The organism is Candidatus Avelusimicrobium fimicolum, assembly GCF_021632165.1.
GTDB classification, from domain to species: domain Bacteria; phylum Elusimicrobiota; class Elusimicrobia; order Elusimicrobiales; family Elusimicrobiaceae; genus Avelusimicrobium; species Avelusimicrobium fimicola.
Genome location: NZ_JAJWTS010000012.1, coordinates 1 through 26,576, shown reverse-complemented (window position 1 = coordinate 26,576; position 26,576 = coordinate 1). Strand labels below are relative to the sequence as shown.

Below are 26,576 nucleotides of genomic sequence, written 5' to 3'. Positions count from 1 at the left end.
CTGGGATAAATTGGACAACGAAGGCCGGGAGCACTGCAAAAAATACAGTGCGTTTAGTGATAAGTGCCGGTAATGTGCTATGCACGGGGCGTATCGGTTCTGCAAAGAGTTTGAATCTACGCAAGGACCGCTACCAAAGGGAGGATTATTCTAATGGAGTTTTACACGGAGTACGAATATGAAGCGCAAGAAAGAAACAGAAAAACTGGACCCCGCTTTTGAGCGGTGCCAACATTGTGGGGAAGTATATTTCAAAACGGACGGAAAGGCCACAAAATCGGGTTTTGTGTGCGTTTTATGTGTGGAGCGGGGTTATTCCGCACTCGGCATTTAAACGGCGAATTTGGAGCAATTATGAAAAAACAACGAAAGACTTGCAAAGATTGCAGTTTGTGTAAAACGATAAACGGGCTTACTCGGTGCCACCTTGGCGGCGGGGAGCCGAGCGTTGTGTTCCCGAATAACACGGCTTGTAAAATGCGCGTGATTCCGGCGAAACAATAGCAAGAAAATAGCAAGAGGTGAAAAATGCTTAAAACCCTGCATTTAACGCTTACTTACCATTGGTGAGAAGAAATAGCCGTTGGCGTGGTAAACAGCACCAATTAATGAGGTAAAAATGTTTAGTAAATTATATAATAAAATTAAGAGTTTTCTACAAAGGACAGTTGAAATGGGATCAAAGTTACAATTAGGAAAAGGTTTAAAAATTGAGACACAGGAACAAAAAAATGTGATGACGCCATGTTCTCTTCCGTTTTGGTTTTTAACACCTATGGTATTGGTTGCTATTTTTTGCAATCAATGTGTTTACCCTGTTTTGGGGCTTTTTGCCCTATATCTTTTGTTTTTTGTTGCTTTATATATCTACCATGCAATACGGAATCCTAAAATGTTGCAAAGCGAAAAATACCAAATAGAATATCATAAAATAATGCTTATGCAAGAGAGTAAAAACCCTATACATGTAGAGGCTCACTCCTTGGTAGAATCTACCCCGAATGAAAACCCTCCCGCATTATTGGAAACAGATGATAAGGGGGATAAAGTATGACAGCTAATTATATATTGTCTATAGAAGGAAATATCACATATGACCCCCAGTCCTTAAAAAAGAAACTGGATTTAGCTATTGACTGGATGCAGGTTATGCCTGATGTATATATATTACATACTACCTCTGATGCATCCAAATGGTATGCAAGACTTAAACCTGTTTTAGGGAAGGGTCGGTTTTTTATTATAAAAGTAGATTTATCCAACTACTCTGGCTGGCTAGCGAAATCAAAATGGAATTGGCTAAAAGATAAAAAATAAGCGAAATGACCCTTTAATTATAAGCAGGGTTTTATGCCCTGCTTTTTTGTTTTTAATAAGCGGGTAACTGGTACCCGAGTTGGTACCCGTTGTGTGAGAGGGCGCAAACGCTTAAACGGTTTAAGACGCGGTGATTCTATCGTATTCCACCGGGGCTATACTAACCGCACGCTTACCCGCCGGATAGAGCAAATCCGCGTGATTGGCGGCTGGGACTTGCCTAACGAGGTATATCAGTTTTTTAAGTGCCCCAATGAAAGCCAGTTCTTTGAAATACAATTTCGGTAAATTTTGAGGTTATGACTGTTTTCCGCCGCCACAAGCGGCCAGTTTTGCCCGTCCGGCAGGCGGACAAGACATAAACACACAAGGAAGATAGTCAATGAGAAAAGAAGTAATCGGGAAACAAACATTGTATTGCGGCAATTCGCTTGAATTGCTGGATTTGCTCCAAGACGGAGCCTATGGGTTGGTGCTTACGGACCCGCCGTATATGATTAACACCAAAAGCGACGGCAAGGGCAAAATAGACCCGTGGGGCGACTATATGAACGCGGCTGTATTTTACGCGGAGTGGATAGGCAAGGCGCGGCAAAAACTCAAAGACGACGGTGCGCTGATGTCGTTCTTGAACTGGCGTTCCGTTGCTACGTTTACCAAAGCATCGTGCCTGTTAGGCTGGCCGATGGAAAGTTTGGTGGTTTGGAACAAAAAGTATTTAGGCACAAATATGCGCGGATTTCGGCCGATGTACGAAATGATAGCCCTGTTTACCCAGCCGGGCTTTAAGTTGGAAAACCGCTGTTTGGGCGACATTGTAGAGGAACCGCGCTTGACGCGTAAGCCGAACCACCCCGCCGAAAAGCCCGTTGCCTTGTTGGAATTTTTGCTTCGCGAGGCTCAAAAAGACAATGTGCTGGATGTATTTATGGGCTCCGGCACCACGCTGGTAGCGTGTGAAAAATTGGGCTTGCACGGTACGGGCATTGAAATCAACGAGAAGTATTTTGACGCCGCTTGCCGCCGAGTGGAAGAGGTGTCCCGTAAGGGCTAAATGTGAAAGAACTCCCCCGGCCCGGCCGGGGGAATTCGTTTAGGAGAAACAATGAGTTTAATTAATAGCAAAGGGTTTTGGTATAATGTTGTTTATGGAGGGGATATGAATAACATACATGTGATTTCAATTCAACACGGATATTTATTAAAGACTCCGTTGACGCTATCAAATCTTTTTGACCTAGTAACTTCTTTTAAGCAAATATTGCAGAAGCAAAGAATAGAGTCTCCTACGGTTGATTTGCAAAGAATCAATATTTCTGACTTATTATTCAGATTAACATGGGATTCTTTTTCTCTCAATGTTAGTACTCAGCGGGTCGATTTATTTTTTACTAGTAAGTATGCTCCGGACAACAATGAAACCTATAGGCAAATTGTTGGAAAGATCAGGTCTTTAATGTCTGCGTTATTTTCATTTTTAAATGAAGGTTATGGAATACATCGCTTAGGTTTAGTGGGCAATTATATGCTTCTTGAAAAAGATATATCCCCTTTAGAGCACATAAATAAAATACTGCTTGATGATCAAATGAAAAACAGGGAGTTTTCTGTTCAAGCATTAGAAGGGTACGATCCGGGTGAGTGGAAATCTTATAAGTTTAATGATGTTAAGCGCGTGTGGGATGCGAATTATAATGTCCCGGGACATCTACCAGTAAGAAATTTGGGGATTACAAGGGATATAAATATTTCTTTTCCAAACAAACGTATGACAGATGAAGAATATAATGAATTTATCAACTTTGCTGAGGAAAAATTCTTATCTTGTGATGCAGTTATGAAAGTGGTGAGTTGATATGTCGCAAGATAACACTATCTTGAATGGTAATATGACAGATGCTAACAGTGGATACAATGAAAACAGCATTGTTTCTGAGTCCACCGGAGGGTATGTTTCTTCTTCTAGAGATTTTGAGAAAATAAAAAAAGATCTAGAAGGTCTAGCACAGACAACAGAGACGGTGCAAAAAGATCTCGCTACTGTTACCAAGGACAAAGAACAGTTAAAAAAAGAGGTGCAGGAAACTAAAGACGAATCCAAAAACTTAAAACAAAAAATTATTGAAGGATTAGGTCTGTTTGTTGCTTTTATTACGTTTGTATCTGCTAATGTTACTGTGTTTTCCAAAATAGAGAATATCAGTATTGCCGTCTTTTTTATGGAATTAATGCTACTGTGTATGTTAATTTTTGTGTATGCTTTTTGTTTAATTATAGAATCCAAAAATACAAAAATGCATGAAAGAGTACGAAGCCTAATTTATTTGGTAATTGTTGGCGTTATAGTTTCTTATATTGGAATGTGGTTTTTAGAAAAAAACTTAGTTACTATAACTAGGCTTATAGGTGATTCAACCCGAGTATGTATTAATTGCACAATTGACAAGGAATCAAACTTTACTCAGCCGAGATTATTATTAAAAAGTAAATAAATTTTTATTAAATGTTAAGGACCTATATTTTCTAGGTCCTTTTTTTACTTGATAAAATATAGCCAAATGGATATAATATAAATATAGAATAGGAGAAAAACACAATGCCCGAAATTACAAGATTTTACGGAATACTGATTAAAATGTTTTTTAGTGAACACAATCCGCCCCATTTTCACGCTATTTATGGAGAATACAATGGAACGTTTGAGTTGGACCCATTAAAGATGACGGAGGGCGACCTCCCAAACAAGGCCCAAAAACTAGTTATGGAATGGGCAGAGAAGTATCAAAACGAACTTTTAAAAATGTGGAACGAACAAAACATCACCAAACTTCCGCCCCTTGAATAAGGGGCCGAAGTAAGGGGGCAAATATGGAATTTAAAAAAGCGCGAAAGGTGTATCCGTTAGACGGAATGGTTATCGGTGTATTGTTTGAGGGTGGCGAGTTCAAAAAGTACGATTTGGAACCTCTTACCCGCAAATGGCCTGTTTTTAATGCCCTGCGCTACCGAGATTTGTTTGAATCTGCCCGGGTGGAAGCCGGTGGACACGGTATTGTATGGAACGAAGACATAGACCTTGCCTCCGAAGAAGTTTATTTAAATGGCGTTCCGTGGCCGGATGCCCCGCACGAGGATGAAGAAGTGGCGGAACTAGTCGCACGTTTTGTGGATTTGCGCAAAAAGGCCAAAATGACCCAAGCCCAAGTTTCCGCTAAAACGGGTATCAATCAATCCAGTATTGCCCGTATGGAAAACGGCGGACGTGCCCCGCAACTGGCTACCATACTGCGCTTATTTGCCGCAGTGGGGTATCAGTTAAAGCCTGTGGCAAAATAAAACTATGGTGGGAGAGAGCGAAAGCCCTCCCCCAAGCCTCCGGCTTATTTCGCCAAATAATAGGCAACGCCGATGGTGATATTTAATATATCCCAAATATCTGGGCGTCTAAAAAACTTCATACTTACGAATCTCCTTTAAAGCGGTTTTTTCGACTTTGCCCATCCTCTAAAAATAAAAATATTTTTATTAATTTCATCGTTTGATGCACTCCAAAATAAAGTTTCCTTCCTATATAACCTAAATGTTCGGTTGAGGCTCTACTTAATACAAAAATGTAAACCTTTCCCGGTTGGCATAAAAATACCCGCTATTACCTAGCGGGCCTTGAAATCTTGCAGTTTTTAAGTTATACTATTAGTGCTATCTACAAAAGGAACGTCTCCTAAACCAAAAGGGGTCGTTCCTTTTTGCGTTTAGAAGCGGATGTCGTCCCCGGGAGTTCCCGGGTGCAGACAAAAAATTATCTTTCCCAAATAAACCTTTCCGGCGTGGGGAAATGGAACAAAACCAACCGTTCCGTTACCTCGGACACTTCGTTGCACCCCAAAAATCAAATCCAACCCTTTGTTAAACCCTTATTTTTTACTGCGACCGTCCCTTTGTGCCAGTTTCGGCAAGGGGGTGGCTATGCCTAAAAAAGAACGTGTGGGCAAAAACGGCAAATTGCCGCCCAAAGAGTGCCGCTTTTCGGCTACCAATCAGCCTTCGCCTGCGGCCAAAAGCGCGGGCCTGTACAAGTGGCACGAACGCAACCGCTTAAAGGATAATTTAGCGCATGTGTTCGCAGAGGTAATATCCACTAAAACGGGCGAAAAAGTAGTGGCTATGGAAGCATTAGCGCGCCGTCTGCGCACCTATTTGTTAGAAAAGAACCCCGCCGGAATGAACGGCAAGCAGGTGGATGCGGCCCTTAAACTTGTAGAAATGTTGTCCCCGGCTGAAAGCAAGGTAGATTTGACCCTTAAAACCGAGAAAATTTCGGAAAGCGACCTTAAAAAGATAATGGCGGAGCGCGTGTATGTTGCAAAGCAAAATGCGCCGGGCGCTGCAAAGTGATTTCTATTTGTTCTACCGATACGTCAGCGGTGTAGAGCAAAAAACAAACTGGTGGGTCAAAGCGTTTTGCGATTTTTTGCAGTACCAAGTGTATTGGCAGTTTTTAAATGGCGGCTTACCCGTCGCCACGGTGGAAGCACCCGTCCAGCACGGCAAATCCACCCTTATGCGGCATTTTTTGGCGTGGTTGGTAGGGTTACACCCCGACAAACGGTTTAACTACTACACCGCCTCAGATAAATTGCTCTTTGAAACGTCGCTTGCTGTAAAGATGATTTTACGCTCTCCGCGGTATTTGGCCATATTCGGGCCGCGTACCGGGGGCGGACAGACGGAAAACATCCAAACGCTTGTTTTGCTAACGCCGGACGGTTCGGCAGGCGGGCAGGTAGATTTCCGCTTAATGGGGGCAGGGAACATTGGGCACCCGTCTCACGTGTCTTTGATTGACGACCCCTACCGCAACCGGGAAGAGGCGTACAGTCAAACAATGCGGGATAAGATTTTAGACCGTTTCCGGGCAGATATTGTTAGCCGCCGCCAAACGCCCAGTATGATTGTGGTGGTGCACAGCCGCTGGCACGTGGACGATTTAATCGGCACGTTAAAGCGCGAAATAAAAGGCGTGCTTTCGTTTCGTTATCCGGCTATTTCGCCCGACGGAAAAGCCTTATTTCCCGAGTTGCGCTCCTTGGTGTTTTTGGAAGCACAAAAGAAAATGTTGGGGCCCTTGGCTTGGGAAGCGCTGTACCAACAAAGTCCTACGGTGGCAGGCGGCAATGTGCTGAAACTGGTGTGGTTCAAACGGTATAGCGAACTGCCCGCCCCGCCTACGCGGGTGATAATCGTGGCTGATACGGCGCAAAAAACGGGACAAAACAACGATTTTACCGTTTTTCAAGCGTGGGGATTGGTACAGGGAAACGCCTACCTGTTAGCGCAAGTACGGGGCAAATTTGAAGCCCCCGAACTGCTATCCACGGCCCGGGTGTTTTACCAACAAATCCGTATCCAGTTTGGCACGGTGGGCGCGTTTTACATTGAGGATAAAGTCAGCGGAACGGGGCTTATACAGGAACTGGCGCGCGAAGCGTTGCCGATTGTACCGCTTACCCGCCAAAAGGATAAGTTTTCCCGCGTGTTGGACATTGTGCCGTATGTAGCGGCGGGAAAAGTGTTTGTTCCGCAGGAAGGAATGGATGACTTTTTAGACGAGTGTGTGGCGTTTCGGCAGGATATGAAGCACGCGCACGATGACCAGGTGGACTGCCTGGCCGATGGCGTAAACCAACTTTTAAATGACAATACCCCGGTGGTGGTGTGGGGATAGAGGAATATGAACATTAAAAAATTATGGAAAAGTCTTTTTAAGAAAGGGGATTCGGACGAAACTCCGGCGGCCGCACAGGTTTGGCAACCGCTTGTTGGTTCCAATATGCCAAGTGCCTTTGCGGAGATTCCCGAAGTCTATCAAAGTATTTTATTTATTTCCACCAACGCCACCCAGGCCGAACTGGGCTATTTCCGTTTTAAAGACAATGCCGAAGTCTACCGTGATAACCCGCAGGTACGCCCACTCTCGGAACTGTTGGACCGCCCCAACCCGGAAATGGATTTAAATACTTTTTTGGAGTTTGTGTACGGCTTTTTGGCTTACCACCGCGAGGTTTTTATCCTCAAAGTAAAATCCCGCGGGCAACTGGCCGGCACGCGTAATTTGCCCGCCCAGTTGTGGCCGGTTAATCCCAAGGACTGCGCGGCAGCGTCTTTTGACGCGTGGGGTGTGTCGGCTTGGAGCATTAAGGGTGTGATTTATCCGGCGGAGGATGTTATCCATATCCGCTATTTTAACCCGGTGGATATGTTCCGCTCCGTTTCGCCCTTAACGCCGCTAGCTGAACTCATCAAGGCCAATAAGGCCGCTATGAAATCCAACCGCGCATTTTATGAAAACAATTCCCAAACGCCCTTTATTTTGGCGACAGAGCGGGATTTAACCAAAACGCAAATGGACGCTATCAAAGACGCGTGGGAAGCCGGGCACAAGGGGAGCGAAAAGCGCGGCAATACGGGCTTTTTGTCCGGCGGGCTTAAACCGTATTCTATCAATACCAGCAACGGCACGGCCGAATTTGTAGAAAACTCCAAAAACACGAGCGAGCGCATTTTATCCGGCCTGCAAATGCAAAAAGCGCTGCTGAATATGACGGACACCACCAACTACGCCACCTATATGGGGCAGTTGCGTACTTTTTGGCAGAACGTCATCCGCCCGATGGTGCGCAAGGTGGAAAGTGCGCTTAATATGTCAGTTGTCCGCCCCTTTGCGCCGGAATTGGAACTTCGCTTTAAGTACGACAATGTAGAGGCGTTCCAAGCCGATTTTGCCGATAAAGTAAACACCGCCAAAACGCTTGCTTCTATCGGATATCCGATTAATAAAATCAGCGACCGCTTAAACTTGGGTTTTGAGCCGGTAGCGTGGGGAGATGATTGGTGGATTAATTTTGGCTTAGTGCCCGCTTCGGATTACCGCGCCGGGCTTATGGCGGAAACGGACGACACCAAGGCCTGTACTTGTACCCATACAAAAAGCACGCAGGAGTTGCGCAAAGAGACCGTTTGGAAGCGTTTTGACCGTACTCAAATCCGTACGGAAATGTTAATGGCGCAGAAAATGGGGCGCTTCTTTTTGGAGCAGGGCAGCCGCTTAAAACGCGCCGCTAAGGACGGAACATTAAACGCCTACGACTGGGGCGCGGAGGATAAAGCCCTTGAAAAACGCTTTTTCCCGGTGGTGGCGGATGCGGTGCGCGTAGGCATTGGCTTTGGCCGGGAACAGTTGCAAAAATCCGTTAAAGCAGAGGCGGAAGAGGCGGCCGAACGCCGCTATTTGGGCAAAGTGGCTACGCGTTTGACGGGCATTAACCGCACGACGCGGGCTAAGGTAGAGGACATTTTGACGCAAGGTCTTGCCGACGGGCAGAGTAATGAGGATTTGGCCGAAAAGTTAGCCACAGAGGTTCTAAGTGGTTTTAAAATGCGGGCGCGCAACATTGCCCGTACCGAAAGTACCGGGGCGCTTAATGGCGGCACGGTGGAATATGCGGCCGAACTGGGAGCCACCAAAACGTGGCTGACCGCCCGCGACAGTGAAGTGCGTGAATCACACGCGGAACTGGACGGGGAAACCCGGGCCGCGAACGAGGTGTTTTCCAACGGGCTTTCCCACCCGGGCGACCCCGCGGCCATAAACGCAGGCGAGGTGTGCAACTGCCGCTGTACGATTTTACTCAACTATAAATGAGGAACTTATGAACGAAAAACAAAACCTATCTTTTGAGGTAACCGTCAAATCGGTAAACGAAGAAGAAAACAGCATTGAGGCCATCTTTTCGCACAAGCAGAAAGACCGCGCCGGAGATGTCTTGCCGCCGGATGTGTTGTTGGACGGGGCAAAGAATTTTTTAAAAAACCCTGTATTGTTGGATTCGCACAATTATAGCAGCGTAAAAAACATTATTGGGCGCGTGGAAGATTTGCACATAGAAAACGGCGGACTGGTTGGAAAATCCGTTTATTTTGTAGGAAAGGGCAACGACGCGGCCGATTGGGCCTTTGCCTTAGCCAAAGAGGGATTGGCGGCGTTTTCGGTAGGGTTCCGTGCCTTGGAATACGACTATATCAAAGAAAAGGACGCTATGGGCAACGAAATGGTAACGGGCTACCTGTTTAAAAAGGTGGAACTGTTGGAAATTTCGCAGGCGGCCGTGCCGTGTAACCCCCGGGCGCTTAAAAAGATTTTTACCCCCAAAGCAACTGCTCCGGCGGCACCCGTGCCTATGTCCGAAAGCGGCAAAGGGGAAAAAGAAACCATCGCCAAAGCGTTTAAAAATGCCTTGGCCGAAATTAATCAAGAGGTAAACAAATGACTGAACAAGAAATCAAAGACTTGGCGAAAGCCGTGTTTGATAATGGCACGAAAGACCTTTCCTCGCAGGCGGAAAAGAGTGCCGCGGCTGTTGAAACCCTTAAAAAGGACGTCAACGGCAAACTGGATGCTTTGACGGAAAAAGTGTCCAGACTGGAAGCCGCCCCCGTGGGCAATCCGCTTCAAACCAAGGCGGATTTTGGTACGCATTTGGGGGCCAACGTAAACGAAATCGTTTCCGTTCTGCGGGAAAAAGGCTACTTCCAAAATCAAGAAAAATCTGTGGAAGAGAACCGCGCTAACGCGGCCCTGTTTACGAAATGGGGCATTAGCCTGTTCAAGTCCATTTCCACGCACAACCCGGCCATTTACAGCGACTTTTGCAAAGCCGCCAATGTGGAAGGTACGGACGCTAACGGCGGTTATTTGGTGCCCAGCGTGATTGTGCCGGAACTCATTAAAGCCGTGCGTAACGACAGTTTCGCTATGCGCGAGTGCAATGTGTTCCCGATGTCCGCGCCGGAAGTTTCCTTCCCGGCGGAAGACGGTCTTGCCACGGCCTCTTTTACGGGCGAAAATACCGCCGCCACCAAGAGCAACCCCACATTTAAAAATGTGGTTATCAAGGCTTTAAAGGCGGTGTCCTTAACGGACGGCGTGTCCAGCGAACTGTTGCAGGACAGCGTAGTTTCGTTCGTGGGTATTTTGGTGGACCAAATGACCTACGCTATTGCGCAACTGATTGACAATGTGGTGCTCAACGGTATTTCCGGCGACACCGCCAACTTTAAGGGTATTTTAAATGCCGCTACGGGCGTACAAGCCGTTGCGCTTGCCAAAGGCAAAGCCCTCAAAGATGTGGATTACGACAGCGTAGCCGACTTGGTCGGGCTTTTAAAACCCGGTGATTTGGCGCGTGCTAAATTCTGCCTGTCCAGTTACGCGCTGACGGTCTTGCGCAAAGTAAAAAGCACCGACGGGGTGCCGCTCTTTGCCAATGCCGTAGCGGGCGACCCGTCCACGTTTTTGGGCAAGCCGTACTTTTTGAGCGAATTTGCTCCGGGTGCAACGGATGCCTCCACCGCCGCCAAAAACGTCATTGCGTTTGGCGACTGGAAGAAATACTACATTGGCTTAATGCCCAACACCTTGGCCATTGAAGCCGATCCGTATTCCAACTTTGACAAGGATACCATCCGCTATCGTATGAAAATGCGTGTCGGCGGCAACCCTGTCAGAACCTCTGCTTTTGCGGTGCTCAAATCCGGCGAAGCGGCCTCCTAAACAGAAAAATCTCCCCCGGGTAACACCGGGGGAGTTGGAGCGTTTATGAAAAAGAACGAACAAAACGACAAGACGGAAACGGCTCCGGCCGATAAACCCGACCAGCAAACAGCGCCCAAATGGACCAAGCAGAAGGTGGTGTGCGGGTTTTGCCACAATACCGTGGTGTTTGAACGGGCAAAACCGGGGCAAAAAATTGCCTGTCCCAAGTGCAATTTTACGTTGGAGATGAAATAAAATGAGCCTGATTACCGCAGACGAAGTATTGGTGTTTTTGGCAAACGAGCCCAAAACGGAATCCGTGAAAGAGCAGATTTCCGCTTGCATTGAGTTGGCACAGCCACAGGCGGCAAATTATGCCAAGGTTTCGTTTGCGCAGTACACCGCCCAAACGGTGCCTGCGGACATCAAGGCGGCCCTTATAAAGTGGGCGATTGCGGAATATATTGCGGCCTATTCCAGCACCAATTATGTGGACGGGGACGGCAACTTTGTGGACCGCGCTTCCCGCTACCGCAAAGAAGCACAGCGTATTTTAGACGCATATCGCTCGGTGGTGGCATTATGAGTTTATCGTTTAACCCGGCGGAATTAAAGGAAATTAAGGGCTTGCTTTCCCGTATTGGGGCCCTTAAAGCGCCGGAAGTGCTTATGGCGTTTCGCCGGGCGGCACTCCTAGTGGAAAACCGGGTTAAACTCAACACCACAAAGGGCGGTATATTGAACGCACCTACGGGCAAATTACGAAGCAGTATAGGTTCTGTCGTGCGTGAGCAGGAGGGCAAACTCGCCGCTCATATTGGCAGTGGGCAACGCACGGGCAAACCTGTGGTCTATGCCAATATTTTGGAAACGGGCGGCATTATCCGCCCTGTCAACCGCCAATGGCTGACGATTCCCACCCAGTACGCCAAGTCTCGCGCGGGCGCGGGCAATATGCGGGCGCGGGAAGTGCCCAACGGTTTTTTTCAGCGCACCAAAGAGGGCACGCTGATTTTGTACCAAGGCGGAAAGACAAAACCCGTGCCGATGTTTGTTTTAAAAAAACACGTAACCATACCGGCCAAGCGTTATTTGTCTTTATCCTTGGAGCAGAGCCAACAGGCGGTTTTTGAGGAACTAAAAAACGCACTGGGCAAACTGGCGGAGGGCTGATGAACGAATTGACACCTACTTATTTTTTAAATGTACTTTACGCGCTCCTTACGGCGCCGGGAGCATTTGTGCAGGATGTGCTCGTTTTAAAGGGCTTACGCAGTAACATAACAGCGGAATACACCCTGCAAATTTACCCCACCAACCTGCGCGAGGAAACACGCGCACAAAATGTGCTTACCTGCACCGATACGTGGATTATCGGCGGCGTGGTAAAAACGGGCGAAGAAAACTTGGTGGACAAAACCCTTTCTTTTATCCAGGACACCAAAAAGGCCTTGGATAAACTTACGGAAGACAGCGGGGATTTTACATACGCCCTGTTGCCGGACGTGCAAGTCTCATACGACGGTTTCCCGTATGTGGCGTTCAGTATGACGGTGGAAATCAAATACCAAAGGAGAATTAACAATGGGTAGCAAAGCAAGAGCCGGTTTAGGCGTAAAAGTTTCAATTAATGAAAAGGCAGTGGCGGAACTGTCCAGCGTGGGCGGCATTGAGCCTTCCACCGAAACGATTGACGTTTCCAATCACGATACGGAAGGCGGCTTCCGCGAGTTTATTTCGTCCATTTCCGACGCGGGCGATTTTGCCATTGAGGGTAACTTTGTCGCAGGGGACGAAGGACAAGCCACCGTGCGCGAAGCCTTTTTTGCCAAAAGCATTGTGCCCGTTACGATTGAGTTCCCCAAAGCAGCGGGCGAAACGGCGGGTGCCAAGTGGGCCTGCAACTGTATGATTTCGTCCTTCCGCGCTGTGGGCGATGCTACGATTGACAGCCAACTCACGTTTGCGGCTACGTTAAAAATTTCCGGCAAGCCGACCTTTACGGATGCCGTAGGAGCGTAATATGTCCAAGAAAGAAACAACCTTCACGCTTAACGGCAAGGAATACACGCTCAAATTTTCTATGCGTGTTCCGCTCTATTGGGAACAAGCCACCAAAAGGAACTATTTTGAAGCATTTGGGCCGGGTTCCAAGCCCTCGCTCACCGATATTTTAACGCTGGTATGGGCGGCGTTTAAAAACGGCGGGTGTACGCTTTCGTTAGAAGAACTGGCCGAGCAGTTAAGTGATAAAGATTTGCAGGTTCTTTCCACCAAAGTAATGGGGTTGGTGGCGGATAATTCCACCCCGGCTAAAACAGGGGACGAAGAACCCCCTTTGGCAGTTGCGCCCCAACGCTAGACGGCCTATGGGCAATAGGACATTATGACTTGGGGCTGACGGATGCGGAATTTTGGGAGTTATCTTTTAAGGAATTTGACCTGCTGAAAAAGCGTCAGGAATTGGACGAATACCGCTCTTGGGAGCGGACGGCAAGCCTAATGTGTGTAATATTTAATGCACACCGCGGCAAACACCAGCGGGCCTTGAAGGTAAAGGATATTCTTAAAAATCCGTTTGAAAAGCCGGCATCGGCAAGCGATGTGGCGGCTATGCTAAAAGAATTAACCAAACGAAAAGGCGGCAGTATAAATGGCAAGTAAAACGCTTAGCATTGAACTTATTTTGGAAAGCAAATCGTTCACCGCGCAAATGCAAAAGGTAAACGATGCTTTTGCCAAGACAAATAGCGACCTGCAAAAATTCGGCAAATCTATGCAGAAAGTAGGGGCAAGTTTTGCCGCGGTAGGCGGGGCTATTACGGCCGCCTTGGGTGTAGCGGTAAAATCCTTGGCAAACGCCGCAGACGTGGCGGACGATACGGCCAAACGCACAGGCCTGACGGTGGAAGCCGTGCAGGAACTGGGCTATGTGGCTAAAATGACGGGCTCCAATTTGGCTACGGTGGAGGTGGCCCTGCGCACTATGCAAAAGGGCTTAACGGACAGCGGCACTGAGAGTGCGGCCTTTACGAGTGCATTAGAAACCTTGGGGCTGTCGCTTGCGGAACTTCGCGCTATGAACCCGCAAGCCCAGTTTGACGCACTATCCCAAGCCATTGCAGGCGTAGCGGATCCCAGCCAACGGGCAGGTCTGGCTATGACGGTTTTCGGTCGTGCCGGAACGGCCCTTTTGCCAATGCTTGCGGAAGGGGCGGACGGCATAGCCAAACTAAAAGACGAGGCCCACAAATACGGTTATGTGATGAGCCAAGAGGTCGCAGAAGCCGGGAGCAATTTTAATGACAATTTGGATAGATTAAAGGGCTCCCTTGGTGGGCTTGCCCAGCAAGTGGTGGCCGGGCTTTTGCCAACGCTAAACAGTTTGGTAAAATGCGCGGCCGATGTCGTCGCCGGCATTAAAGAGTGGATAAACAATAACCCTAATTTAGTTTCCACCTTGGCTCATGTGGTGGCCAGCGTAGGTGCGGTGCTTACGGTATTTGGGGCGTTAGTAGCGGCGTGCGGCTCTTGGATTGCGCTTGCTCCGGCTGTTGGTGCGGCCTGGACGATTGCCACCGGGCCTATTGGCATAACGATTATGGCGATTGCGGGCGTAGTAGCCGGAATTGTGGCCTTATGGAAAAATTGGGACAAGGTTTGCCATTATATGGCGCAGGCGTGGAACACTTTAACGATTGTCATTTGCAAAGGGGTGGAACTGTGGCTATCCTCTTGGGAAACGGCCCTCGGGTGGATTCCAGGCATTGGCGAAAAACTGCGCACGGCTATGTATCAGGTTCAAAATGCGGCGGCGCAAGCCTCGTTTGACATTGGACAGCGACAACTCCAATACGAAAAAGATAAAAACGAGAAGTTACTGGCGGAAACAGAAAGCGCTGCCAAAAGGCAGGCTTCTATTTGGCAGGCCCAGGGTATTAATGCCCAAACAATGGAGACAAGCAGTTTTTCCCTAGGTCTTGGCGTTTCGGCCACGAGTCAGGATAATGTAGCGCAAGACAAAGTCTTTGCACAAATTGCCGAGCAAGCCCAAGAACCTGCTCTTACGTTTACAGAAAGTTGGGCGGAAGCATTTAAAACATACTCGGAAAACCTGCTGAACTGGTGCGATATTTCCAAAGAGTTTTTTTCGTCCGTTGGGGATAGCCTACAAAACACAATTGGCGATGCCATTATGCAGTTAGGCGACGGGTGGAGTGGCCTTTATGATATCATCAAGGATTTGGGACAGAAAATGTTGGAATCGGTGGTAAATATGCTGGCCCAAATTGTCGCCGAGTGGATAATGAAAACTGTCGTTTTGCAAGGGTTGGAAACAGCATACGCGGCGTTTAAGTCTGCCCTGCTTGCCAAGCAAACCGCCGAAGAGGTGGCCCAAATTGGTATCGTAACGGCGGCACAAAGAGTGGCGGCTGTTTCTCAGGTTACTTCCAACGCGGCAATTGCTGGCTCGTCCGCCGCGGCGTCGCACGGGTGGCTTGGCTTTGGCGCTGTGGCTATCGGGGCGGCTGTTATGGCGGCCGTTTTAGCCTTTGCCTTGGGCGCCTTTGAAACGGGTGGTATCGTTCCTGGGAATTCGTTTAGTGGGGATAACGTACTCGCACGTGTAAACAGCGGGGAAATGATTTTAAACCGCGCGCAACAGGCTAGGCTGTTTGATATTGCTGAGGGAAATACCGAACCCGGCGGATCAGGCGGGGCAGTTATCAACCAAACGATTAACGTGCAAAATGGCGGCGATTTAACCGCTATTACGCAAGCCATTAAACGCGGTACGGTGGAAGCCTTGGAGTTTGCCAATGTGGCCTATAAGGCGGGTGCAAAACGCAATAAATATGTGGCGTAAAAAAGGGCGGCTGTTTAGGCCGCCCGGTAGTATTAAAAAATAGCTTGTATGAACTTGGTACAGATAACTGTTCTTTGACCTTGTTTGTTTAGTTTGGAAAAGGAAAACTCTCCGCATAAATGGCCGTCATTGCGTACGCCGTCGCCAATTAAGTTTTCCGGCTTTTGGCTGAGTCCAAGATATTCGGTATAGCGGGCAAAGGGTTTCGGTTCGCCTTCATCCAAATAACTTTGGCAGTTGGAAACAATGGTTCCGTCCTCTTTGTATTGGTGTTGCCAATGCAGGCAGGGGAAAGCGTTCGGCTTTACATCAAATTTGGAGCATTCGCTTATCCACCCATTTACCTGCTTTTTTCCCAGTTTTTCTTTGGGCATTGGTTCGGTAACCCATTGGTGGCAAATGATATGTTCGGTGGCGGCGGGGTTATCAGTATATAAGATATCCTTGCAAGTGGCAATACGGGTGCCGTTTTTAAATTCCACCGTTTCCCACAATCTGCATAGATGGCGGGTTTTTTTAGTGGTGCAACGTTTGTATTTGTTGCCAAAGCGGTCTTTTGTTTCCCTGCACTCTTCTTGGACATCGTCGGCTTTGGGTTGTTCCACCACTACCGGGGTTTGTGGCAGTTTGGCCCAACTGGTGCAACGGGTGAGCACTTGGCCCTTGTATCCGGTATAAGTTTCCCACTTTTGGCAAACTTGGCCTTGCGCTAGGGCCGCGGCGGTAAAAAGAAACATTGCGGAAACAGATAAAAGAATTTTTTTCATAAAACCTCCATAGGGTTATTATAGCCAATTTAGGGAGCATTGTTAAAATATGGTTGAAACAATACAAATTAAAACGCCCATTAAATGCTATGGGCAGAACTTTATTACCAAGCGTTGCGCGTTTACAGGCGATGTGCAAAATATGTCCGCCTTGTACGATAACGCCGCCGATACTCCGGCCACTTTTTACAACACGGACGTTACCCAGCCTAAAAACTGGCACGTGGCCTTTAAAGATAAGTACGGGCAAATTACGTCCCGCACCATAGACACAGTTATTTTGGAAAATTCCACCGCGGACAGCGTGGCTATTTCGTATTTAAACACACACGGGGAAACGGTGGCGTTAGGCACTTTCGCGCTTACGCAGAACAATATCTTAAAACTGACTCCTTTTACCGCGCAGGAAATTACGTTTGCGTTTACCTGTTCCAAAAATTACTTTGAAATTGGCGAAGTGCGCTGCTTAAAATACCTGTTTGATTTAAAGGCTACCTCGCAGGTTTCTATCGTTCCCAATACGCAAGGGGGCGAATATACCGCGCAGGACGGCAGTTATTATGCTTGGACGGATTACCACCGCCCCGGTGTGGAAATAAAGGTGTCTAACGGAAGTTATGCCCAATATAAGGTCTTGCGTGCACTGGTGCAAAACAACGAAAGCATTACCATTGTTCCGTTTAAAGAATTGGATTTTTTTGTGCTGGAAGGGCTGTTAGATAGGGATTTGTCTCCCGATTTAAACCGCTTTTCTGGCTTACTGGATTATACCTTAAAGGTGGTAAGCAAATGAGAACTGTACCCGAACCGATAAAATTAGCCCTGGCGGATGCGTCGCTACCCATTAAAAAGCGGTTGCTACTTTACCGCCGCAAATGGAATGCGGATACCCTTAAATATGCGTTAGAAACCAAGCCCATAGACGTTACGGATTTACTTATTGAGGCCGGCTCTATCAAAATGGCCCTTGATACCGACGAGGTGGATAAGTGGGACGCTTCCAATGTTACGCTCGTTTTTAACAACGAATTAAACTGTTTCAAAGAGGGCTTAACCGGGGGCCTATTTGAAAATGCCGTGTTGTGGGGCAGTAAAGTAGTTTACAACATAGAAACGGCCGAAAAGGGCGCTCCGACTGCCAGCATCACGGTTTTTACGGGGTTTGTGTATTCCTCGCCCGTATTCCGGGATAACGGCAACCGCTTGGAACTGACGGTTACTTCCAGTTTGGACGCGCTTGAATATGTAAGCGCGGAATCCTTTTGTTTAACCAAAACGGACGAACTTGCCACGGCGGTAACCTCGCAAGATTCCAAGGACCAAGGCAAAGAATTTGCCACCGCCGAAACAGGTGTGGGGTATGTGGACGAAGTGAAGTATGGCCGTACCTTGGAAACCGCCCAGTTATTGCGTAAGGGGGATGATTATACGCTTGAACAAACAAATGTGTATGACTATCCGGCGCAACTGAAACTACGCTTTACACCCAATACGGAGTATTCTGTTTGGCTTTCGTACCGTTATTGGCATAAAGATATGGCAATAGAGGATATTGTCAACGCCCTGCTGGATTTGGCAGGCGTGGAAAAGCGACAGGTAGAGAAAGCCGCCTTTTCGGGCGCTTCCGCCATTAGTTACGAGACACAGGAGCCTGTGCGCTTAATGGTAGAAAAAGACGAATACAGCGCTTATACTCCGGTTAGCGGAGAACTTTATGGAGTTAGTCCCAATTATAACAGCCGGATGATTATTATTGAACGTATTTTAAGAACTTACGGTGCCTTGCATACTAAATATCCGCTATGCATCCCTACCAAAAATGGATATATTCACGTTGGCGTTCTGACGGACTTATATGTGTACGCCTCGGAGACAGCAAGGGACTGGGCATCCTTGGATTTTGTAACCGAAGATGGCACGGGGTTGCGCCTACAATATAAAGGCGCGAGTTCAAATGCTACCATAGAGGCCTTGCCTATTTTGAAATATGCTTATTTGGCTAATGATGTTCAATGTGGCGCGCCCATTTACAGTGCCAAAAACCGTTGCTTTGTGGGTTTTGATTTTGACGAAAACGGAAAAGTGTCGCTCTATACCAATGTGGCACAGGTATCGTCCGGGGCTATTTCGCAAGGCGGTGGCCCCGTGGAAAAAACAGAGACGGATTTTACACTTGCTGGCACATTTAGCACACTGTACCATAACTTAACAATTTACGAGACTCCCTATGTGATGAAGAACAATTACTATATTGTCAGCCAGTTGGCGTGGCGCGGACAGCCTTTAACGGATTTTCAACCGGGACAATACATCAATGCTTTTTATAATAGCGTTTTTTCGGGTACGGACTATCCAAAAATATCCCTTACTCCCGGCCTTGTGTACCAAGTTAATTTGGGGCAAGAGGGCAAAAAGTGGAATAAATTGGAGTGCGACGTCTCCCCGCTGTACACCGGTGTAGGATCGGGCACTTGGACATATCAAGAGGGCCTAACAGACGGCCGCTATGATACGCCCATTAAAATTACCGCGGGCGAACAAATTCCATCCCCTGCGGACAAGTTGTGCGTTTCATACAGTTTGACGTCTGCGTCCGGTGCGGAAAAATTGGAGAATATTAAAATCAGCAAAGTTATTTCCACTACTGGGATTCCGCTTGTAAACCTAACGGAGTTAAATGTTAAAACTGCACTTGCCCAACTGGCGCAAATGGTTTCTTATGAAATCGGATTCAATCAAGACGGGATATTTTTCTTTCGCTCCCGCCAAGGCCGATACACAGATGTCAATTTAACGCCAAACATATTGATTGATACGGATAAATTTGATGCAGATATTGAAAAACTGGCAAACAGCGTTACTGTAAATTTCGGTATGTTTCAGTCTAAAATTGACGACTTTACGGAAAACAAACCCCGTCCAAACAGTATTGATATTTACGGCGTGCACGATGCGGTTATTTCACAGGGCAATTTTATTCCCGCTGACAATGTAGATGTTTCCCGTGCAGTGGCAAAGGCCAATTACGAGGCTTTATCCACGCCGGGATATACTTTGCAAGCGGAGTGCCGCCCTGATTTAAGTTTGGAGTTGGGCGATAAAATTACTGTCTGTGCCGAAAACACCAACATTGCCGCCAAAAATTGGAGCGATTACAACAAGTTCTTAAAATTGCCCGTTTGGAAACGTGTTTTTAAAATTACCGGGCTGGAACTTTCTTTTGCTAAACGCTTAATGACGCTTACGCTTAAAGACGTTACCACGGCCGCCGATGTGCCGACTATGGAATACAATGTGTATCAAACACAATTCCCGACCCCATTAAATTACAAGGAGTAACTATGTTTATTGAAGACAAAGAGGACAAAGTTTTTATCCCGCAAACAAAGCATACTATCACTGCGAGCGACTACAACCAAATCAAAAATGAAATTCAGGGCGCGATAGAACTGGCTGGTATGGAGCCAGAAAAAGATGTTATTCAGTTTCCAACGGCCATTAAACAGTTGACGGAGCAGAGTGGCACGGCCGAAATGGAAAAGATTACGGCAGAGGGTACCAAGCAGGTTGGAATTGTTACTGCCGCCGGGACGGCCCAAAAGGGCGTGGTCGAAACTGTCGGCGCGGAGCAAGTATCTGCTGTGGAGGCGGCTGGCACGGCGCAAGTAAGTAAGGTCCAAAAGGAGGGGAGCGAACAGGTTGCGGCCGCTAAAAACTGGGCCAGCAAAACAGACGGCCCGGTGGAGGAAGACCTTTATTCGGCTAAAAAATACGCGCAGGACGCGGCGCAAAGCGCGCAAAATTCCCGTGGACTTGCTATCGGGCAGTTAGCGTGGAGCCAGTCCTCATTAGCCAAAGACAACCCCGGCTGTTTGCCGCTTTGGACGGGCGAATGCTACACCAACGCCTCCACGCTGTACCCCGATTTTTACGCGTGGGTCAAAAGTCACCCTGAACTATGCAAAACCAAGGCCGAATACGACGAACTGGTGAATACGGCACAGGGGTGTCTGTTCTATGTGGTGGACGAGGTGGAGGGCTCCTTGCGTTTGCCCAAGTATAAGTTGGGCGGGCGCGTCTTGGTGGATAGCAAACAACCCACAGCAACATCCCCTTCTTGGTATAACTTGTATTCTGACGGCTGGCTTGAACAGGGAGGGTATTTTGCTAATCCTCAAACGATTGGTACAACGGCTATTACAGAAACCTTTTGGAAACCATACGCAACTCCTCCTACGTTGTTGTTTGGCAATATGTCAACTAGACACCAAGCCGCATACGATAGTGAACATTACCCTTATAATGTTACGGCAACTGGGTTCACACACGAGAACGTGCAACCAATAGGACAAGGGACCCGCTGGTATGCTTTCGGTTACGCGGCCGCTACTCCTATGGAAAATATCAAGTACCCTTGGATAGTATCTTTTACTGCGGCGGTGCCCGCTAGTACGGCACAGGCGGCAGAGTTTACAGGGGCGCTTGCCGGCAAAGCCAATATGGATTTGTCTAACGTGCCGAATGCTTCCAAATTGGCGTTACTGGATTTATTGGCTAAGGATACTGCCACTTGGGCGACCTTGGTAAACGCTACTGATTTTGTGGCTCCGTCTGCCGGGTGGATTAACTATGTGCCTACAAATAATGCTGATGCAACTATTGGTATCAATACCGGGTGGAGTAACTGCCTCGTCCAATTAGACGGCAAAACAATTATCAACCAATGTTATTGCTATGGCAAAAATGGAACTAACGCAGATGCGTTTGCTTTTTTTGTTGGCAAAGGACAAACGGTTAAGGCTAGGTTTGGTGTAGGAACGGTGTATTTTTATCCTTGCAAGGGGGCGAAATAATGTTTGCAAAAATTGTTAATCAACAGACCAAAGAAGTACAGGTAGTACAAGGGGCAAAATTAGCCCGTATTTTAGGCGCGGTGGAAATGGATGTAGAGCAGGCGTATAACGGGGCGTGGTATGTGAAAGGCTACGCGCCGAGCAAGCCTGAACCCACGGACGCAGAAAAGGTACAGGCGTTGGAACTTTCCACCGGGCTAACCCGTTCGGTGCGGGAACTGGTCCTTGCCGACAATAGCGGCGTAAGCGACTATGTGCGGGCCAAGGCGCAGGAAATGGAGTCTTTGGCTAATCTATTGCGTGGTGGGCCGGCTGAGTCCGCGCAGGCCGAAACCCAAAAAGAGGAGGGCCAATAATGGAATTAGACTTTAATGTGCTTTGGAAAGTGGCCGCTGTGGTATTTGCCGCCGGCGGGTTATGGAACGAACTGCGCGCTATCCGCAAGGACCTGTCCCGCTTGGAAGCCAAGCAGGACAAATACAACCACCTGCAAGAGCGCGTGGCCAAGTTGGAAGACAGTTGTGCCAACGCGCACAAGCGCATTAGTGAAATCCACTACCGCAGGAGGGAGAATTAATGGACCATGTAAAAGCCGCGACCTATATTCGCCGCTATGAGGGGTTTTCCAAACTCCCTTACAAGTGCCCCACGGGCCATTTAACTATTGGCTATGGGCACAATTTGGAAAACGGCATCAGCGCAAATGCCGCCTTGTTTATCCTGCAAGAGGATTTAACCCAGGCGGAACAAGCCGTCAAAAAGGCGTTCCCTTGGTGGTGGAAACTGGACGACGCGCGGCAATTTGTATTGGTGGATATGGCATTTAATATGGGCCTTGCGGGCTTAAAAGGCTTCAAAAAAATGCTTACCGCCGTGGAACAGGGCGACTATCAGACCGCCGCCAAAGAGATGTTGGCGAGCAAATGGGCGGCACAGGTGGGCCGCCGGGCGATAGAAAATGCCCGTATTATGGAAACGGGCCAATGGATTTAATTCCGTCGAATTCGCCGGAATTAAAAAGGGCCCCAATAACGGGGCCCAAAGAAAGATTATTTCCAAACCAAGGTAGGTTTTATCTTCTTGGCGGCGCAATCTGATAAATACATATTTATCAATTTTTGATATGGTACGCCAACATCTTGCGCGGTCTTTTTAAAGTATTCAATCGTATCCACATTTAGGCGGATAGAGATTTGCCGGCGCAAACGGGCGGCATACGGATTCGGTTGTGCATTGGTGAAATTATATTCTTTTTTCATAAGTTGCCCCCATAGGATTTACTTTCGTTTTTGGTCGCTTTGCGGGCGGAAATAATACGGATAATTTCGTCCTGTGCCCGGTAGCAATGGCAAACTACTAATAGTTTAAGCGACTGGCTAAGACCCAAAATGATGAACCTGTCTTCGGTTTCGGAGTGGTCCGGGTCCGCAATGATACGAGCGTTATCATCGTAAAAGACGGTCTTGGCTTCCTCAAACGATACCTTATGTTTGCGGATATTAATGGCGTCTTTTTTAGGGTCCCATTCAAAGCGTATATGTTTCATAATTATATTGTATATACAAAATGGGAAAAAATCAAGTGGAAAAATTAAAATAAAGGAGTGGTAAAATGGAACACATCAAAGAAGCAGTAGTATGGTTAAAAACCAACTGGGACAGCGTACTGGCCTTGTGGGCGTGCTTAATCGGCGCGGCGGAAATTATCGTCAAGTGGACGGACAGCAAAAAGGATGACGCAATCCTTGGCCGCGTGCGTGCACTTGGTGTAAAAGTGATTAGCATCCTCACCAAATTTGGCTTTGAACAGCCCAAAGTAAAGGTGGAAAAATAAATGACCCCTTGGGCAATAATCGGGGTTATCTGTGGTTTATTTGCGTTCGGGGCGGTAATGTACCGTTCCGGGCGCAAAAGCGCGGAAAATGCGGCCTTTAAGGCCAAGGAAAGGGAAAATGCAAAAGTGGATGAGGCGCTTCGCTCTGTTAGTCGTCTTAGCCGGGTGGATTTGCTTGCTCGGTTGCGCGAGCATAAAAAGTAATGCGGCGGTGTGCCGGATTCGTTTTGATTACCAAGACACGGGGCTTGAAGCCTTAAACGACCAAAACCTACGAGCCTTGGTAGCCTTTAAAGAGGTTTGTGAGTGAGCCCGCGTTGTAAGTACGCGGAGTATGACCCCTATTTTGGGGAATCTTTTTGCCAAAAAGTTGGTAAGCCTTGCCGGATTATTTGTAGAAAATGTAAAACAGGTGATAAAGTGCGTAGGATGCTTTGTTTTTGAGTTCCAAAAAATGTCAGAACTCTGACAAAACTCTGACACGCACCCCGCTTTTTGTTGCGCCTACCGCGCCTTTCGTAATATCGTTTTTACGACGATAGAATGATAAAAAAATCACTTTTTAGACGTAAAAAAGCCCTCCGACGGAGGGCATAAAAAAGAGCCAAGACGGGGGATCGAACCCCGGACCTATCGCTTACGAAGCGATTGCTCTACCAGCTGAGCTATCTTGGCATTACAAATCGTTCACTTCTAACATATATATTCTACAAAAAAACAGACAACTTTGCACACGCTCTCTTATTTCCCGACGGAAGAAATTATTTTTTGTACCTGCATTTCCAGGGCATTTATCTGCGGGTTATGGCGGTTTTTCTCCAAAAATTCATCTTCGGTTACTCCTTCGGGACCACGCTTGTAAGCATCTATCCACGCTTGGGCTTGCGCCGGATTGCGCTCCATTAGGGAAATGCTCGTCAAAAAGAGATAGGTTTCCGCATTTACCGGGTCCAGCACCAGCGAACGCTTAAAGGCCCGCTTGGCCTGCTCCATATTGTCCCGCGCAATTTGACTGTACCGCTGGAATTCGTCCGCGCTTTTGGCCTGCGCCGCCTCTTGGGAGGCCCGCAAAGCCATTGCGTAATACAACTGGCCGATATTTTGATGTAGGGCCGTATGATTGGGGGCATATTTAAGCACCCACGCAAAATCCGTTAAGGCCCGTTCATAATCGTTAGACGGTTTGTCCGTATCACCGCGCGCCGGGGAATATTGCGTTGTCAAATCAAATATAGTGGCAAAGGTGTTGGCGCGGTATTGGCGGTATTCCGTCAAAAGCGGGTTTAGTTTAACTGCCCGCGTAAAATAAGGCAATGCTCCCTCGGCGTTACCCATTTGCACCAGACGCACGCCTAAACTGTAATAATGGTTCGCCTGAAATAGCCCATAGAACCACACCAGTCCCGGCACGGTGGCGGCCAGTAACAGCCCGGTACGCGCCGCTCGGCTTGTCCACGCGGCCCGCAGGTACATATAGCCTACTCCCAGTATGCACCCTAACAGTACGGTCCACGCACAGCAGATTAAAAATCCGTCGCCGAGTTTACTGGCAGACATAGCGCCCGAAATTTCTTTAAATTCTCCCAGCACTTTCCACGCACCATAAGCCAACGCCCCCGCTAACACCAATCGTGTCCCCCACAAGAGCCACGGGGCCGAAAAGAAGATTTTTTCTTTTGAGTTATCTTCTTGCGGTGGGTTGGACAAGGCAATAATTACCCCGATAAATACCGCAAAAAAGAGCCCGCTGGAAGCAAAGCGCAAACTGATATCCACGCAGGCGTGCGCCATTAGTCCGGCCAGTGCCGTAGCATAGCCCAGTAAATAGAACGCTCTCTCGCGTTCTTCGGCGGATAGTTGGCCGGCTGTCTGCAAGTTTTTCCAAGCGCAGATAAACACGAAAATTATCAGCCACAGAAAGATTGCCAACCCCACCGTGCCCGTTGTGGCCCATTGTTCCAGATATTCGTTTTCGGCGTGTTGTGTTTCGGTGTTGTGGGAGTTTTCAATGTAAAAAATTTGCGGGCGTTTGTAGGCCGGATAAATAATTTTAAAACTGCCCGGCCCGGTGCCCATAACGGGGGAGTCTTGCACCATTTCAAAGGCGGCAAGCCAGGTAAACGAGCGGAAACTGACGGACTGAAAGCGTTTTGCCGTGTAGGTCCCCGCCAATATAAGGGCGGCGAGAAGCACTCCTGCCGCTGCAAGGTTTAATTTTTTTATATGTTTAGTGGGGAAAATACGGTTGGTAAACAGAAAAGTGCCCACCGCGGCCGCCGCCCCGTATGCCAGCCACGCGCCTTTGCTCTCCGTGAAGAATAGTTCTACTAGCCCAAGCCCCAAGAGTACAAGTAGTGATTTCTTGCGCGTTGCCAAATATTGTGCACCGGCGACAGCCGAGGCAAACACTACAAACGCGCCAAAAAAATTGGGGTTAGCGTGGGTGGAAAAAATGCGGCGCGTAAAGAAGCCCCGCCACGGCAGGAAATCCGCCCCCGGCCAAAAGCCGTCCACTATTTGCAACGCACCATAAGCAAACGAAATCCACGCGGCGATAATGATAAATTTAGTAAGCGTGCGGATATCTTTTTGTGTAAATTCAGTAGCGATTAACAGCATTATCCCGCCGTACATTAGCAAGCGGATAAATTCCTCGGCGCTTTCCAAATGAAAAGGCCCGCATATAAAGGAAATGATATTCCACCCGAGGTACGCAAATATAGGGAATAAAAACGGGAAATTTTGGCGCGTAAAAGGGCTTTTCCACTCGGCTATTTTAAGTGCGGCCCATAAGCCCAAAAGTACGATTGCCCCGGTGTGAAGCAGGGTTAATTTTACTTGGGCGGTGTCGTATGTTCCGGTAAAAAAAGAGATACTGACAAGCAGACATAGCCACCCGGTAACGACGGGCAAACATTTGCGGAGGAACGCCCCGAGCGGAGAGGTAGGGGCTTTTTTAGTGGGAGTGGAAATTTTTTTTGCGGACATACTTGTATTATAGCAATTAAACTGTGCCGGGCCCTAGCCACCCTGCTAGGGTTACTGAATCTGTTGTTTGCTTTTGTTGTTTATTGATTGGCTGTTAACGGGTCTAAAAGACCCGTATAAAAGAGTTTTTCCGTCTGGGTCCAAAAAAGGCTTGACTCGTTTTTTTTTTTTGATACAGTACCATTACGGTCCGGGGAGGGTTATATAAAAACTCCTACAGTCGCCCAAACCGGGCCGTACACAAGAGAAAGTGAAAAAGGAGAAGAAAAATGATTAAGAATAATAACAAAGGTTTCACGCTCATTGAGTTGTTGGTCGTGGTCCTTATCATCGGCATTTTAGCCGCAATGGCAATGCCT

Annotated in this window: 35 protein-coding genes and 1 tRNA gene; 31 read left to right on the top strand and 5 right to left on the bottom strand. The window is 47.8% G+C overall.

The features are described from left to right. The first annotated feature begins 178 nt into the window (after positions 1–178). The 22 genes from ACQY2K_RS05585 (at position 179) to ACQY2K_RS05480 (ending at position 15,776) form a co-directional block, all read left to right on the top strand. Entirely contained in the window at positions 179–334 is a 156-nt protein-coding gene (locus tag ACQY2K_RS05585) for a hypothetical protein (protein ID WP_428041051.1), read from the top strand. A 285-nt stretch (positions 335–619) separates the two neighbouring features. After that, positions 620–1,054 carry a hypothetical protein gene (locus tag ACQY2K_RS05580; RefSeq protein WP_428041050.1) on the top strand — a complete coding sequence of 145 codons (435 nt, stop codon included), beginning with the start codon at positions 620–622 and terminating at the stop codon, positions 1,052–1,054. Next, positions 1,051–1,317 (top strand): hypothetical protein, encoded by a 267-nt coding sequence (locus ACQY2K_RS05575; protein ID WP_428041049.1) that lies wholly within the window; start codon positions 1,051–1,053, stop codon positions 1,315–1,317. Before ACQY2K_RS05580 ends, ACQY2K_RS05575 begins: the two co-directional genes overlap by 4 nt. Positions 1,318–1,410: 93 nt before the next feature. After that, positions 1,411–1,605, top strand: a complete 195-nt coding sequence (locus tag ACQY2K_RS05570) for a hypothetical protein (protein ID WP_428041048.1) — start codon at positions 1,411–1,413, stop codon at positions 1,603–1,605. Positions 1,606–1,699: 94 nt separating this feature from the next. Then, positions 1,700–2,371, top strand: a complete 672-nt coding sequence (locus tag ACQY2K_RS05565) for a DNA-methyltransferase (protein WP_428041047.1) — start codon at positions 1,700–1,702, stop codon at positions 2,369–2,371. Positions 2,372–2,422: 51 nt separating this feature from the next. Further along, positions 2,423–3,172 (top strand): hypothetical protein, encoded by a 750-nt coding sequence (locus ACQY2K_RS05560; RefSeq protein WP_428041046.1) that lies wholly within the window; start codon positions 2,423–2,425, stop codon positions 3,170–3,172. A 1-nt stretch (position 3,173) separates the two neighbouring features. Beyond that, a complete protein-coding gene (locus tag ACQY2K_RS05555) occupies positions 3,174–3,809 on the top strand; it encodes a hypothetical protein (protein ID WP_428041045.1) in 636 nt (211 codons plus the stop codon). Between the two features lie 104 nt (positions 3,810–3,913). Next, entirely contained in the window at positions 3,914–4,162 is a 249-nt protein-coding gene (locus tag ACQY2K_RS05550) for a DUF4160 domain-containing protein (protein WP_428041044.1), read from the top strand. A gap of 23 nt (positions 4,163–4,185) precedes the next feature. After that, on the top strand, positions 4,186–4,653 hold the full coding sequence (locus ACQY2K_RS05545) for a helix-turn-helix domain-containing protein (protein WP_428041043.1): 468 nt from the start codon (positions 4,186–4,188) through the stop codon (positions 4,651–4,653). A 630-nt stretch (positions 4,654–5,283) separates the two neighbouring features. Further along, the gene (locus ACQY2K_RS05540) at positions 5,284–5,712 is read left to right on the top strand and encodes a hypothetical protein (protein WP_428041042.1); all 429 of its coding nucleotides are present in this window, start codon (positions 5,284–5,286) and stop codon (positions 5,710–5,712) included. Then, on the top strand, positions 5,675–7,042 hold the full coding sequence (terL, locus tag ACQY2K_RS05535) for a phage terminase large subunit (RefSeq protein WP_428041041.1): 1,368 nt from the start codon (positions 5,675–5,677) through the stop codon (positions 7,040–7,042). Before ACQY2K_RS05540 ends, terL begins: the two co-directional genes overlap by 38 nt. A 6-nt stretch (positions 7,043–7,048) precedes the next feature. Beyond that, positions 7,049–9,019 (top strand): phage portal protein, encoded by a 1,971-nt coding sequence (locus ACQY2K_RS05530; protein WP_428041040.1) that lies wholly within the window; start codon positions 7,049–7,051, stop codon positions 9,017–9,019. Between the two features lie 7 nt (positions 9,020–9,026). After that, on the top strand, positions 9,027–9,644 hold the full coding sequence (locus ACQY2K_RS05525) for a hypothetical protein (protein WP_428041039.1): 618 nt from the start codon (positions 9,027–9,029) through the stop codon (positions 9,642–9,644). Beyond that, complete coding sequence (locus ACQY2K_RS05520) at positions 9,641–10,927, top strand: phage major capsid protein (protein WP_428041038.1); 1,287 nt, start codon at positions 9,641–9,643, stop codon at positions 10,925–10,927. Before ACQY2K_RS05525 ends, ACQY2K_RS05520 begins: the two co-directional genes overlap by 4 nt. Before the next feature lie 45 nt (positions 10,928–10,972). Continuing rightward, entirely contained in the window at positions 10,973–11,164 is a 192-nt protein-coding gene (locus tag ACQY2K_RS05515) for a hypothetical protein (RefSeq protein ID WP_428041037.1), read from the top strand. Between the two features lies 1 nt (position 11,165). Beyond that, entirely contained in the window at positions 11,166–11,495 is a 330-nt protein-coding gene (locus ACQY2K_RS05510; protein WP_428041036.1) for a hypothetical protein, read from the top strand. Then, a complete protein-coding gene (locus ACQY2K_RS05505) occupies positions 11,492–12,082 on the top strand; it encodes a hypothetical protein (RefSeq protein WP_428041035.1) in 591 nt (196 codons plus the stop codon). Before ACQY2K_RS05510 ends, ACQY2K_RS05505 begins: the two co-directional genes overlap by 4 nt. Continuing rightward, on the top strand, positions 12,082–12,501 hold the full coding sequence (locus ACQY2K_RS05500) for a hypothetical protein (protein WP_428041034.1): 420 nt from the start codon (positions 12,082–12,084) through the stop codon (positions 12,499–12,501). Before ACQY2K_RS05505 ends, ACQY2K_RS05500 begins: the two co-directional genes overlap by 1 nt. Further along, the gene (locus ACQY2K_RS05495; protein ID WP_428041033.1) at positions 12,494–12,931 is read left to right on the top strand and encodes a phage tail tube protein; all 438 of its coding nucleotides are present in this window, start codon (positions 12,494–12,496) and stop codon (positions 12,929–12,931) included. The genes ACQY2K_RS05500 and ACQY2K_RS05495 overlap by 8 nt, the downstream gene beginning before the upstream one ends. A 1-nt stretch (position 12,932) precedes the next feature. After that, positions 12,933–13,271, top strand: a complete 339-nt coding sequence (locus ACQY2K_RS05490) for a hypothetical protein (protein WP_428041032.1) — start codon at positions 12,933–12,935, stop codon at positions 13,269–13,271. Between the two features lie 29 nt (positions 13,272–13,300). Continuing rightward, positions 13,301–13,573, top strand: coding sequence for a hypothetical protein (locus ACQY2K_RS05485; RefSeq protein WP_428041031.1), 273 nt, complete (start codon positions 13,301–13,303; stop codon positions 13,571–13,573). Beyond that, complete coding sequence (locus ACQY2K_RS05480) at positions 13,563–15,776, top strand: phage tail tape measure protein (protein WP_428041030.1); 2,214 nt, start codon at positions 13,563–13,565, stop codon at positions 15,774–15,776. The genes ACQY2K_RS05485 and ACQY2K_RS05480 overlap by 11 nt, the downstream gene beginning before the upstream one ends. A gap of 32 nt (positions 15,777–15,808) precedes the next feature. On the opposite strand, the gene ACQY2K_RS05475 is transcribed toward ACQY2K_RS05480, so the two are convergent. Then, a complete protein-coding gene (locus ACQY2K_RS05475; protein WP_428041029.1) occupies positions 15,809–16,543 on the bottom strand; it encodes a hypothetical protein in 735 nt (244 codons plus the stop codon). 49 nt (positions 16,544–16,592) lie between these two features. Between ACQY2K_RS05475 and ACQY2K_RS05470 the strand changes: the two genes are divergently transcribed. From ACQY2K_RS05470 to ACQY2K_RS05445, 6 genes are read left to right on the top strand one after another with little or no spacing between them, the layout of a single operon-like run. Next, positions 16,593–17,336: a hypothetical protein gene (locus ACQY2K_RS05470; RefSeq protein WP_428041028.1), complete on the top strand. Its 744-nt coding sequence runs from the start codon at positions 16,593–16,595 to the stop codon at positions 17,334–17,336. Continuing rightward, positions 17,333–19,882 (top strand): hypothetical protein, encoded by a 2,550-nt coding sequence (locus ACQY2K_RS05465; protein WP_428041027.1) that lies wholly within the window; start codon positions 17,333–17,335, stop codon positions 19,880–19,882. The genes ACQY2K_RS05470 and ACQY2K_RS05465 overlap by 4 nt, the downstream gene beginning before the upstream one ends. A 2-nt stretch (positions 19,883–19,884) precedes the next feature. After that, positions 19,885–21,396, top strand: a complete 1,512-nt coding sequence (locus ACQY2K_RS05460; protein ID WP_428041026.1) for a hypothetical protein — start codon at positions 19,885–19,887, stop codon at positions 21,394–21,396. Continuing rightward, positions 21,396–21,752: a hypothetical protein gene (locus tag ACQY2K_RS05455; RefSeq protein WP_428041025.1), complete on the top strand. Its 357-nt coding sequence runs from the start codon at positions 21,396–21,398 to the stop codon at positions 21,750–21,752. Before ACQY2K_RS05460 ends, ACQY2K_RS05455 begins: the two co-directional genes overlap by 1 nt. Continuing rightward, positions 21,752–21,973 carry a hypothetical protein gene (locus ACQY2K_RS05450; protein ID WP_428041024.1) on the top strand — a complete coding sequence of 74 codons (222 nt, stop codon included), beginning with the start codon at positions 21,752–21,754 and terminating at the stop codon, positions 21,971–21,973. The genes ACQY2K_RS05455 and ACQY2K_RS05450 overlap by 1 nt, the downstream gene beginning before the upstream one ends. Continuing rightward, positions 21,973–22,389 carry a glycoside hydrolase family protein gene (locus tag ACQY2K_RS05445; protein WP_428041023.1) on the top strand — a complete coding sequence of 139 codons (417 nt, stop codon included), beginning with the start codon at positions 21,973–21,975 and terminating at the stop codon, positions 22,387–22,389. Before ACQY2K_RS05450 ends, ACQY2K_RS05445 begins: the two co-directional genes overlap by 1 nt. A 56-nt stretch (positions 22,390–22,445) precedes the next feature. On the opposite strand, the gene ACQY2K_RS05440 is transcribed toward ACQY2K_RS05445, so the two are convergent. Next, positions 22,446–22,655 (bottom strand): CopG family antitoxin, encoded by a 210-nt coding sequence (locus ACQY2K_RS05440; RefSeq protein ID WP_428041022.1) that lies wholly within the window; start codon positions 22,653–22,655, stop codon positions 22,446–22,448. Further along, entirely contained in the window at positions 22,652–22,942 is a 291-nt protein-coding gene (locus tag ACQY2K_RS05435; protein WP_428041021.1) for a BrnT family toxin, read from the bottom strand. Before ACQY2K_RS05435 ends, ACQY2K_RS05440 begins: the two co-directional genes overlap by 4 nt. Before the next feature lie 65 nt (positions 22,943–23,007). On the opposite strand from ACQY2K_RS05435, the gene ACQY2K_RS05430 reads away from it, so the two are divergent. Beyond that, a complete protein-coding gene (locus tag ACQY2K_RS05430; protein WP_428041020.1) occupies positions 23,008–23,229 on the top strand; it encodes a hypothetical protein in 222 nt (73 codons plus the stop codon). Positions 23,230–23,347: 118 nt separating this feature from the next. Beyond that, positions 23,348–23,539: a hypothetical protein gene (locus tag ACQY2K_RS05425; protein WP_428041019.1), complete on the top strand. Its 192-nt coding sequence runs from the start codon at positions 23,348–23,350 to the stop codon at positions 23,537–23,539. Between the two features lie 292 nt (positions 23,540–23,831). Here ACQY2K_RS05425 and ACQY2K_RS05420 read toward each other — a convergent pair. Beyond that, a tRNA-Thr gene (locus tag ACQY2K_RS05420) sits at positions 23,832–23,904 on the bottom strand. A gap of 66 nt (positions 23,905–23,970) precedes the next feature. After that, positions 23,971–26,217, bottom strand: coding sequence for an O-antigen ligase family protein (locus ACQY2K_RS05415; protein ID WP_428041018.1), 2,247 nt, complete (start codon positions 26,215–26,217; stop codon positions 23,971–23,973). Between the two features lie 269 nt (positions 26,218–26,486). On the opposite strand from ACQY2K_RS05415, the gene ACQY2K_RS05410 reads away from it, so the two are divergent. After that, positions 26,487–26,576 (top strand): type IV pilin protein (locus ACQY2K_RS05410; RefSeq protein ID WP_428041075.1); only part of this gene is annotated, 90 nt, incomplete at its 3' end.

Coding starts and splice junctions, on each gene's coding strand:
- ACQY2K_RS05585 (WP_428041051.1), top strand. CDS start 179: ATGAAGCGCAAGAAAGAAACAGAAAAACTGGACCCCGCTTTTGAGCGG.
- ACQY2K_RS05580 (WP_428041050.1), top strand. CDS start 620: ATGTTTAGTAAATTATATAATAAAATTAAGAGTTTTCTACAAAGGACA.
- ACQY2K_RS05575 (WP_428041049.1), top strand. CDS start 1,051: ATGACAGCTAATTATATATTGTCTATAGAAGGAAATATCACATATGAC.
- ACQY2K_RS05565 (WP_428041047.1), top strand. CDS start 1,700: ATGAGAAAAGAAGTAATCGGGAAACAAACATTGTATTGCGGCAATTCG.
- ACQY2K_RS05560 (WP_428041046.1), top strand. CDS start 2,423: ATGAGTTTAATTAATAGCAAAGGGTTTTGGTATAATGTTGTTTATGGA.
- ACQY2K_RS05555 (WP_428041045.1), top strand. CDS start 3,174: ATGTCGCAAGATAACACTATCTTGAATGGTAATATGACAGATGCTAAC.
- ACQY2K_RS05550 (WP_428041044.1), top strand. CDS start 3,914: ATGCCCGAAATTACAAGATTTTACGGAATACTGATTAAAATGTTTTTT.
- ACQY2K_RS05545 (WP_428041043.1), top strand. CDS start 4,186: ATGGAATTTAAAAAAGCGCGAAAGGTGTATCCGTTAGACGGAATGGTT.
- ACQY2K_RS05540 (WP_428041042.1), top strand. CDS start 5,284: ATGCCTAAAAAAGAACGTGTGGGCAAAAACGGCAAATTGCCGCCCAAA.
- terL (WP_428041041.1), top strand. CDS start 5,675: ATGTTGCAAAGCAAAATGCGCCGGGCGCTGCAAAGTGATTTCTATTTG.
- ACQY2K_RS05530 (WP_428041040.1), top strand. CDS start 7,049: ATGAACATTAAAAAATTATGGAAAAGTCTTTTTAAGAAAGGGGATTCG.
- ACQY2K_RS05525 (WP_428041039.1), top strand. CDS start 9,027: ATGAACGAAAAACAAAACCTATCTTTTGAGGTAACCGTCAAATCGGTA.
- ACQY2K_RS05520 (WP_428041038.1), top strand. CDS start 9,641: ATGACTGAACAAGAAATCAAAGACTTGGCGAAAGCCGTGTTTGATAAT.
- ACQY2K_RS05515 (WP_428041037.1), top strand. CDS start 10,973: ATGAAAAAGAACGAACAAAACGACAAGACGGAAACGGCTCCGGCCGAT.
- ACQY2K_RS05510 (WP_428041036.1), top strand. CDS start 11,166: ATGAGCCTGATTACCGCAGACGAAGTATTGGTGTTTTTGGCAAACGAG.
- ACQY2K_RS05505 (WP_428041035.1), top strand. CDS start 11,492: ATGAGTTTATCGTTTAACCCGGCGGAATTAAAGGAAATTAAGGGCTTG.
- ACQY2K_RS05500 (WP_428041034.1), top strand. CDS start 12,082: ATGAACGAATTGACACCTACTTATTTTTTAAATGTACTTTACGCGCTC.
- ACQY2K_RS05495 (WP_428041033.1), top strand. CDS start 12,494: ATGGGTAGCAAAGCAAGAGCCGGTTTAGGCGTAAAAGTTTCAATTAAT.
- ACQY2K_RS05490 (WP_428041032.1), top strand. CDS start 12,933: ATGTCCAAGAAAGAAACAACCTTCACGCTTAACGGCAAGGAATACACG.
- ACQY2K_RS05480 (WP_428041030.1), top strand. CDS start 13,563: ATGGCAAGTAAAACGCTTAGCATTGAACTTATTTTGGAAAGCAAATCG.
- ACQY2K_RS05475 (WP_428041029.1), bottom strand. CDS start 16,543: ATGAAAAAAATTCTTTTATCTGTTTCCGCAATGTTTCTTTTTACCGCC.
- ACQY2K_RS05470 (WP_428041028.1), top strand. CDS start 16,593: ATGGTTGAAACAATACAAATTAAAACGCCCATTAAATGCTATGGGCAG.
- ACQY2K_RS05465 (WP_428041027.1), top strand. CDS start 17,333: ATGAGAACTGTACCCGAACCGATAAAATTAGCCCTGGCGGATGCGTCG.
- ACQY2K_RS05460 (WP_428041026.1), top strand. CDS start 19,885: ATGTTTATTGAAGACAAAGAGGACAAAGTTTTTATCCCGCAAACAAAG.
- ACQY2K_RS05455 (WP_428041025.1), top strand. CDS start 21,396: ATGTTTGCAAAAATTGTTAATCAACAGACCAAAGAAGTACAGGTAGTA.
- ACQY2K_RS05450 (WP_428041024.1), top strand. CDS start 21,752: ATGGAATTAGACTTTAATGTGCTTTGGAAAGTGGCCGCTGTGGTATTT.
- ACQY2K_RS05445 (WP_428041023.1), top strand. CDS start 21,973: ATGGACCATGTAAAAGCCGCGACCTATATTCGCCGCTATGAGGGGTTT.
- ACQY2K_RS05440 (WP_428041022.1), bottom strand. CDS start 22,655: ATGAAAAAAGAATATAATTTCACCAATGCACAACCGAATCCGTATGCC.
- ACQY2K_RS05435 (WP_428041021.1), bottom strand. CDS start 22,942: ATGAAACATATACGCTTTGAATGGGACCCTAAAAAAGACGCCATTAAT.
- ACQY2K_RS05430 (WP_428041020.1), top strand. CDS start 23,008: ATGGAACACATCAAAGAAGCAGTAGTATGGTTAAAAACCAACTGGGAC.
- ACQY2K_RS05425 (WP_428041019.1), top strand. CDS start 23,348: ATGCAAAAGTGGATGAGGCGCTTCGCTCTGTTAGTCGTCTTAGCCGGG.
- ACQY2K_RS05415 (WP_428041018.1), bottom strand. CDS start 26,217: ATGTCCGCAAAAAAAATTTCCACTCCCACTAAAAAAGCCCCTACCTCT.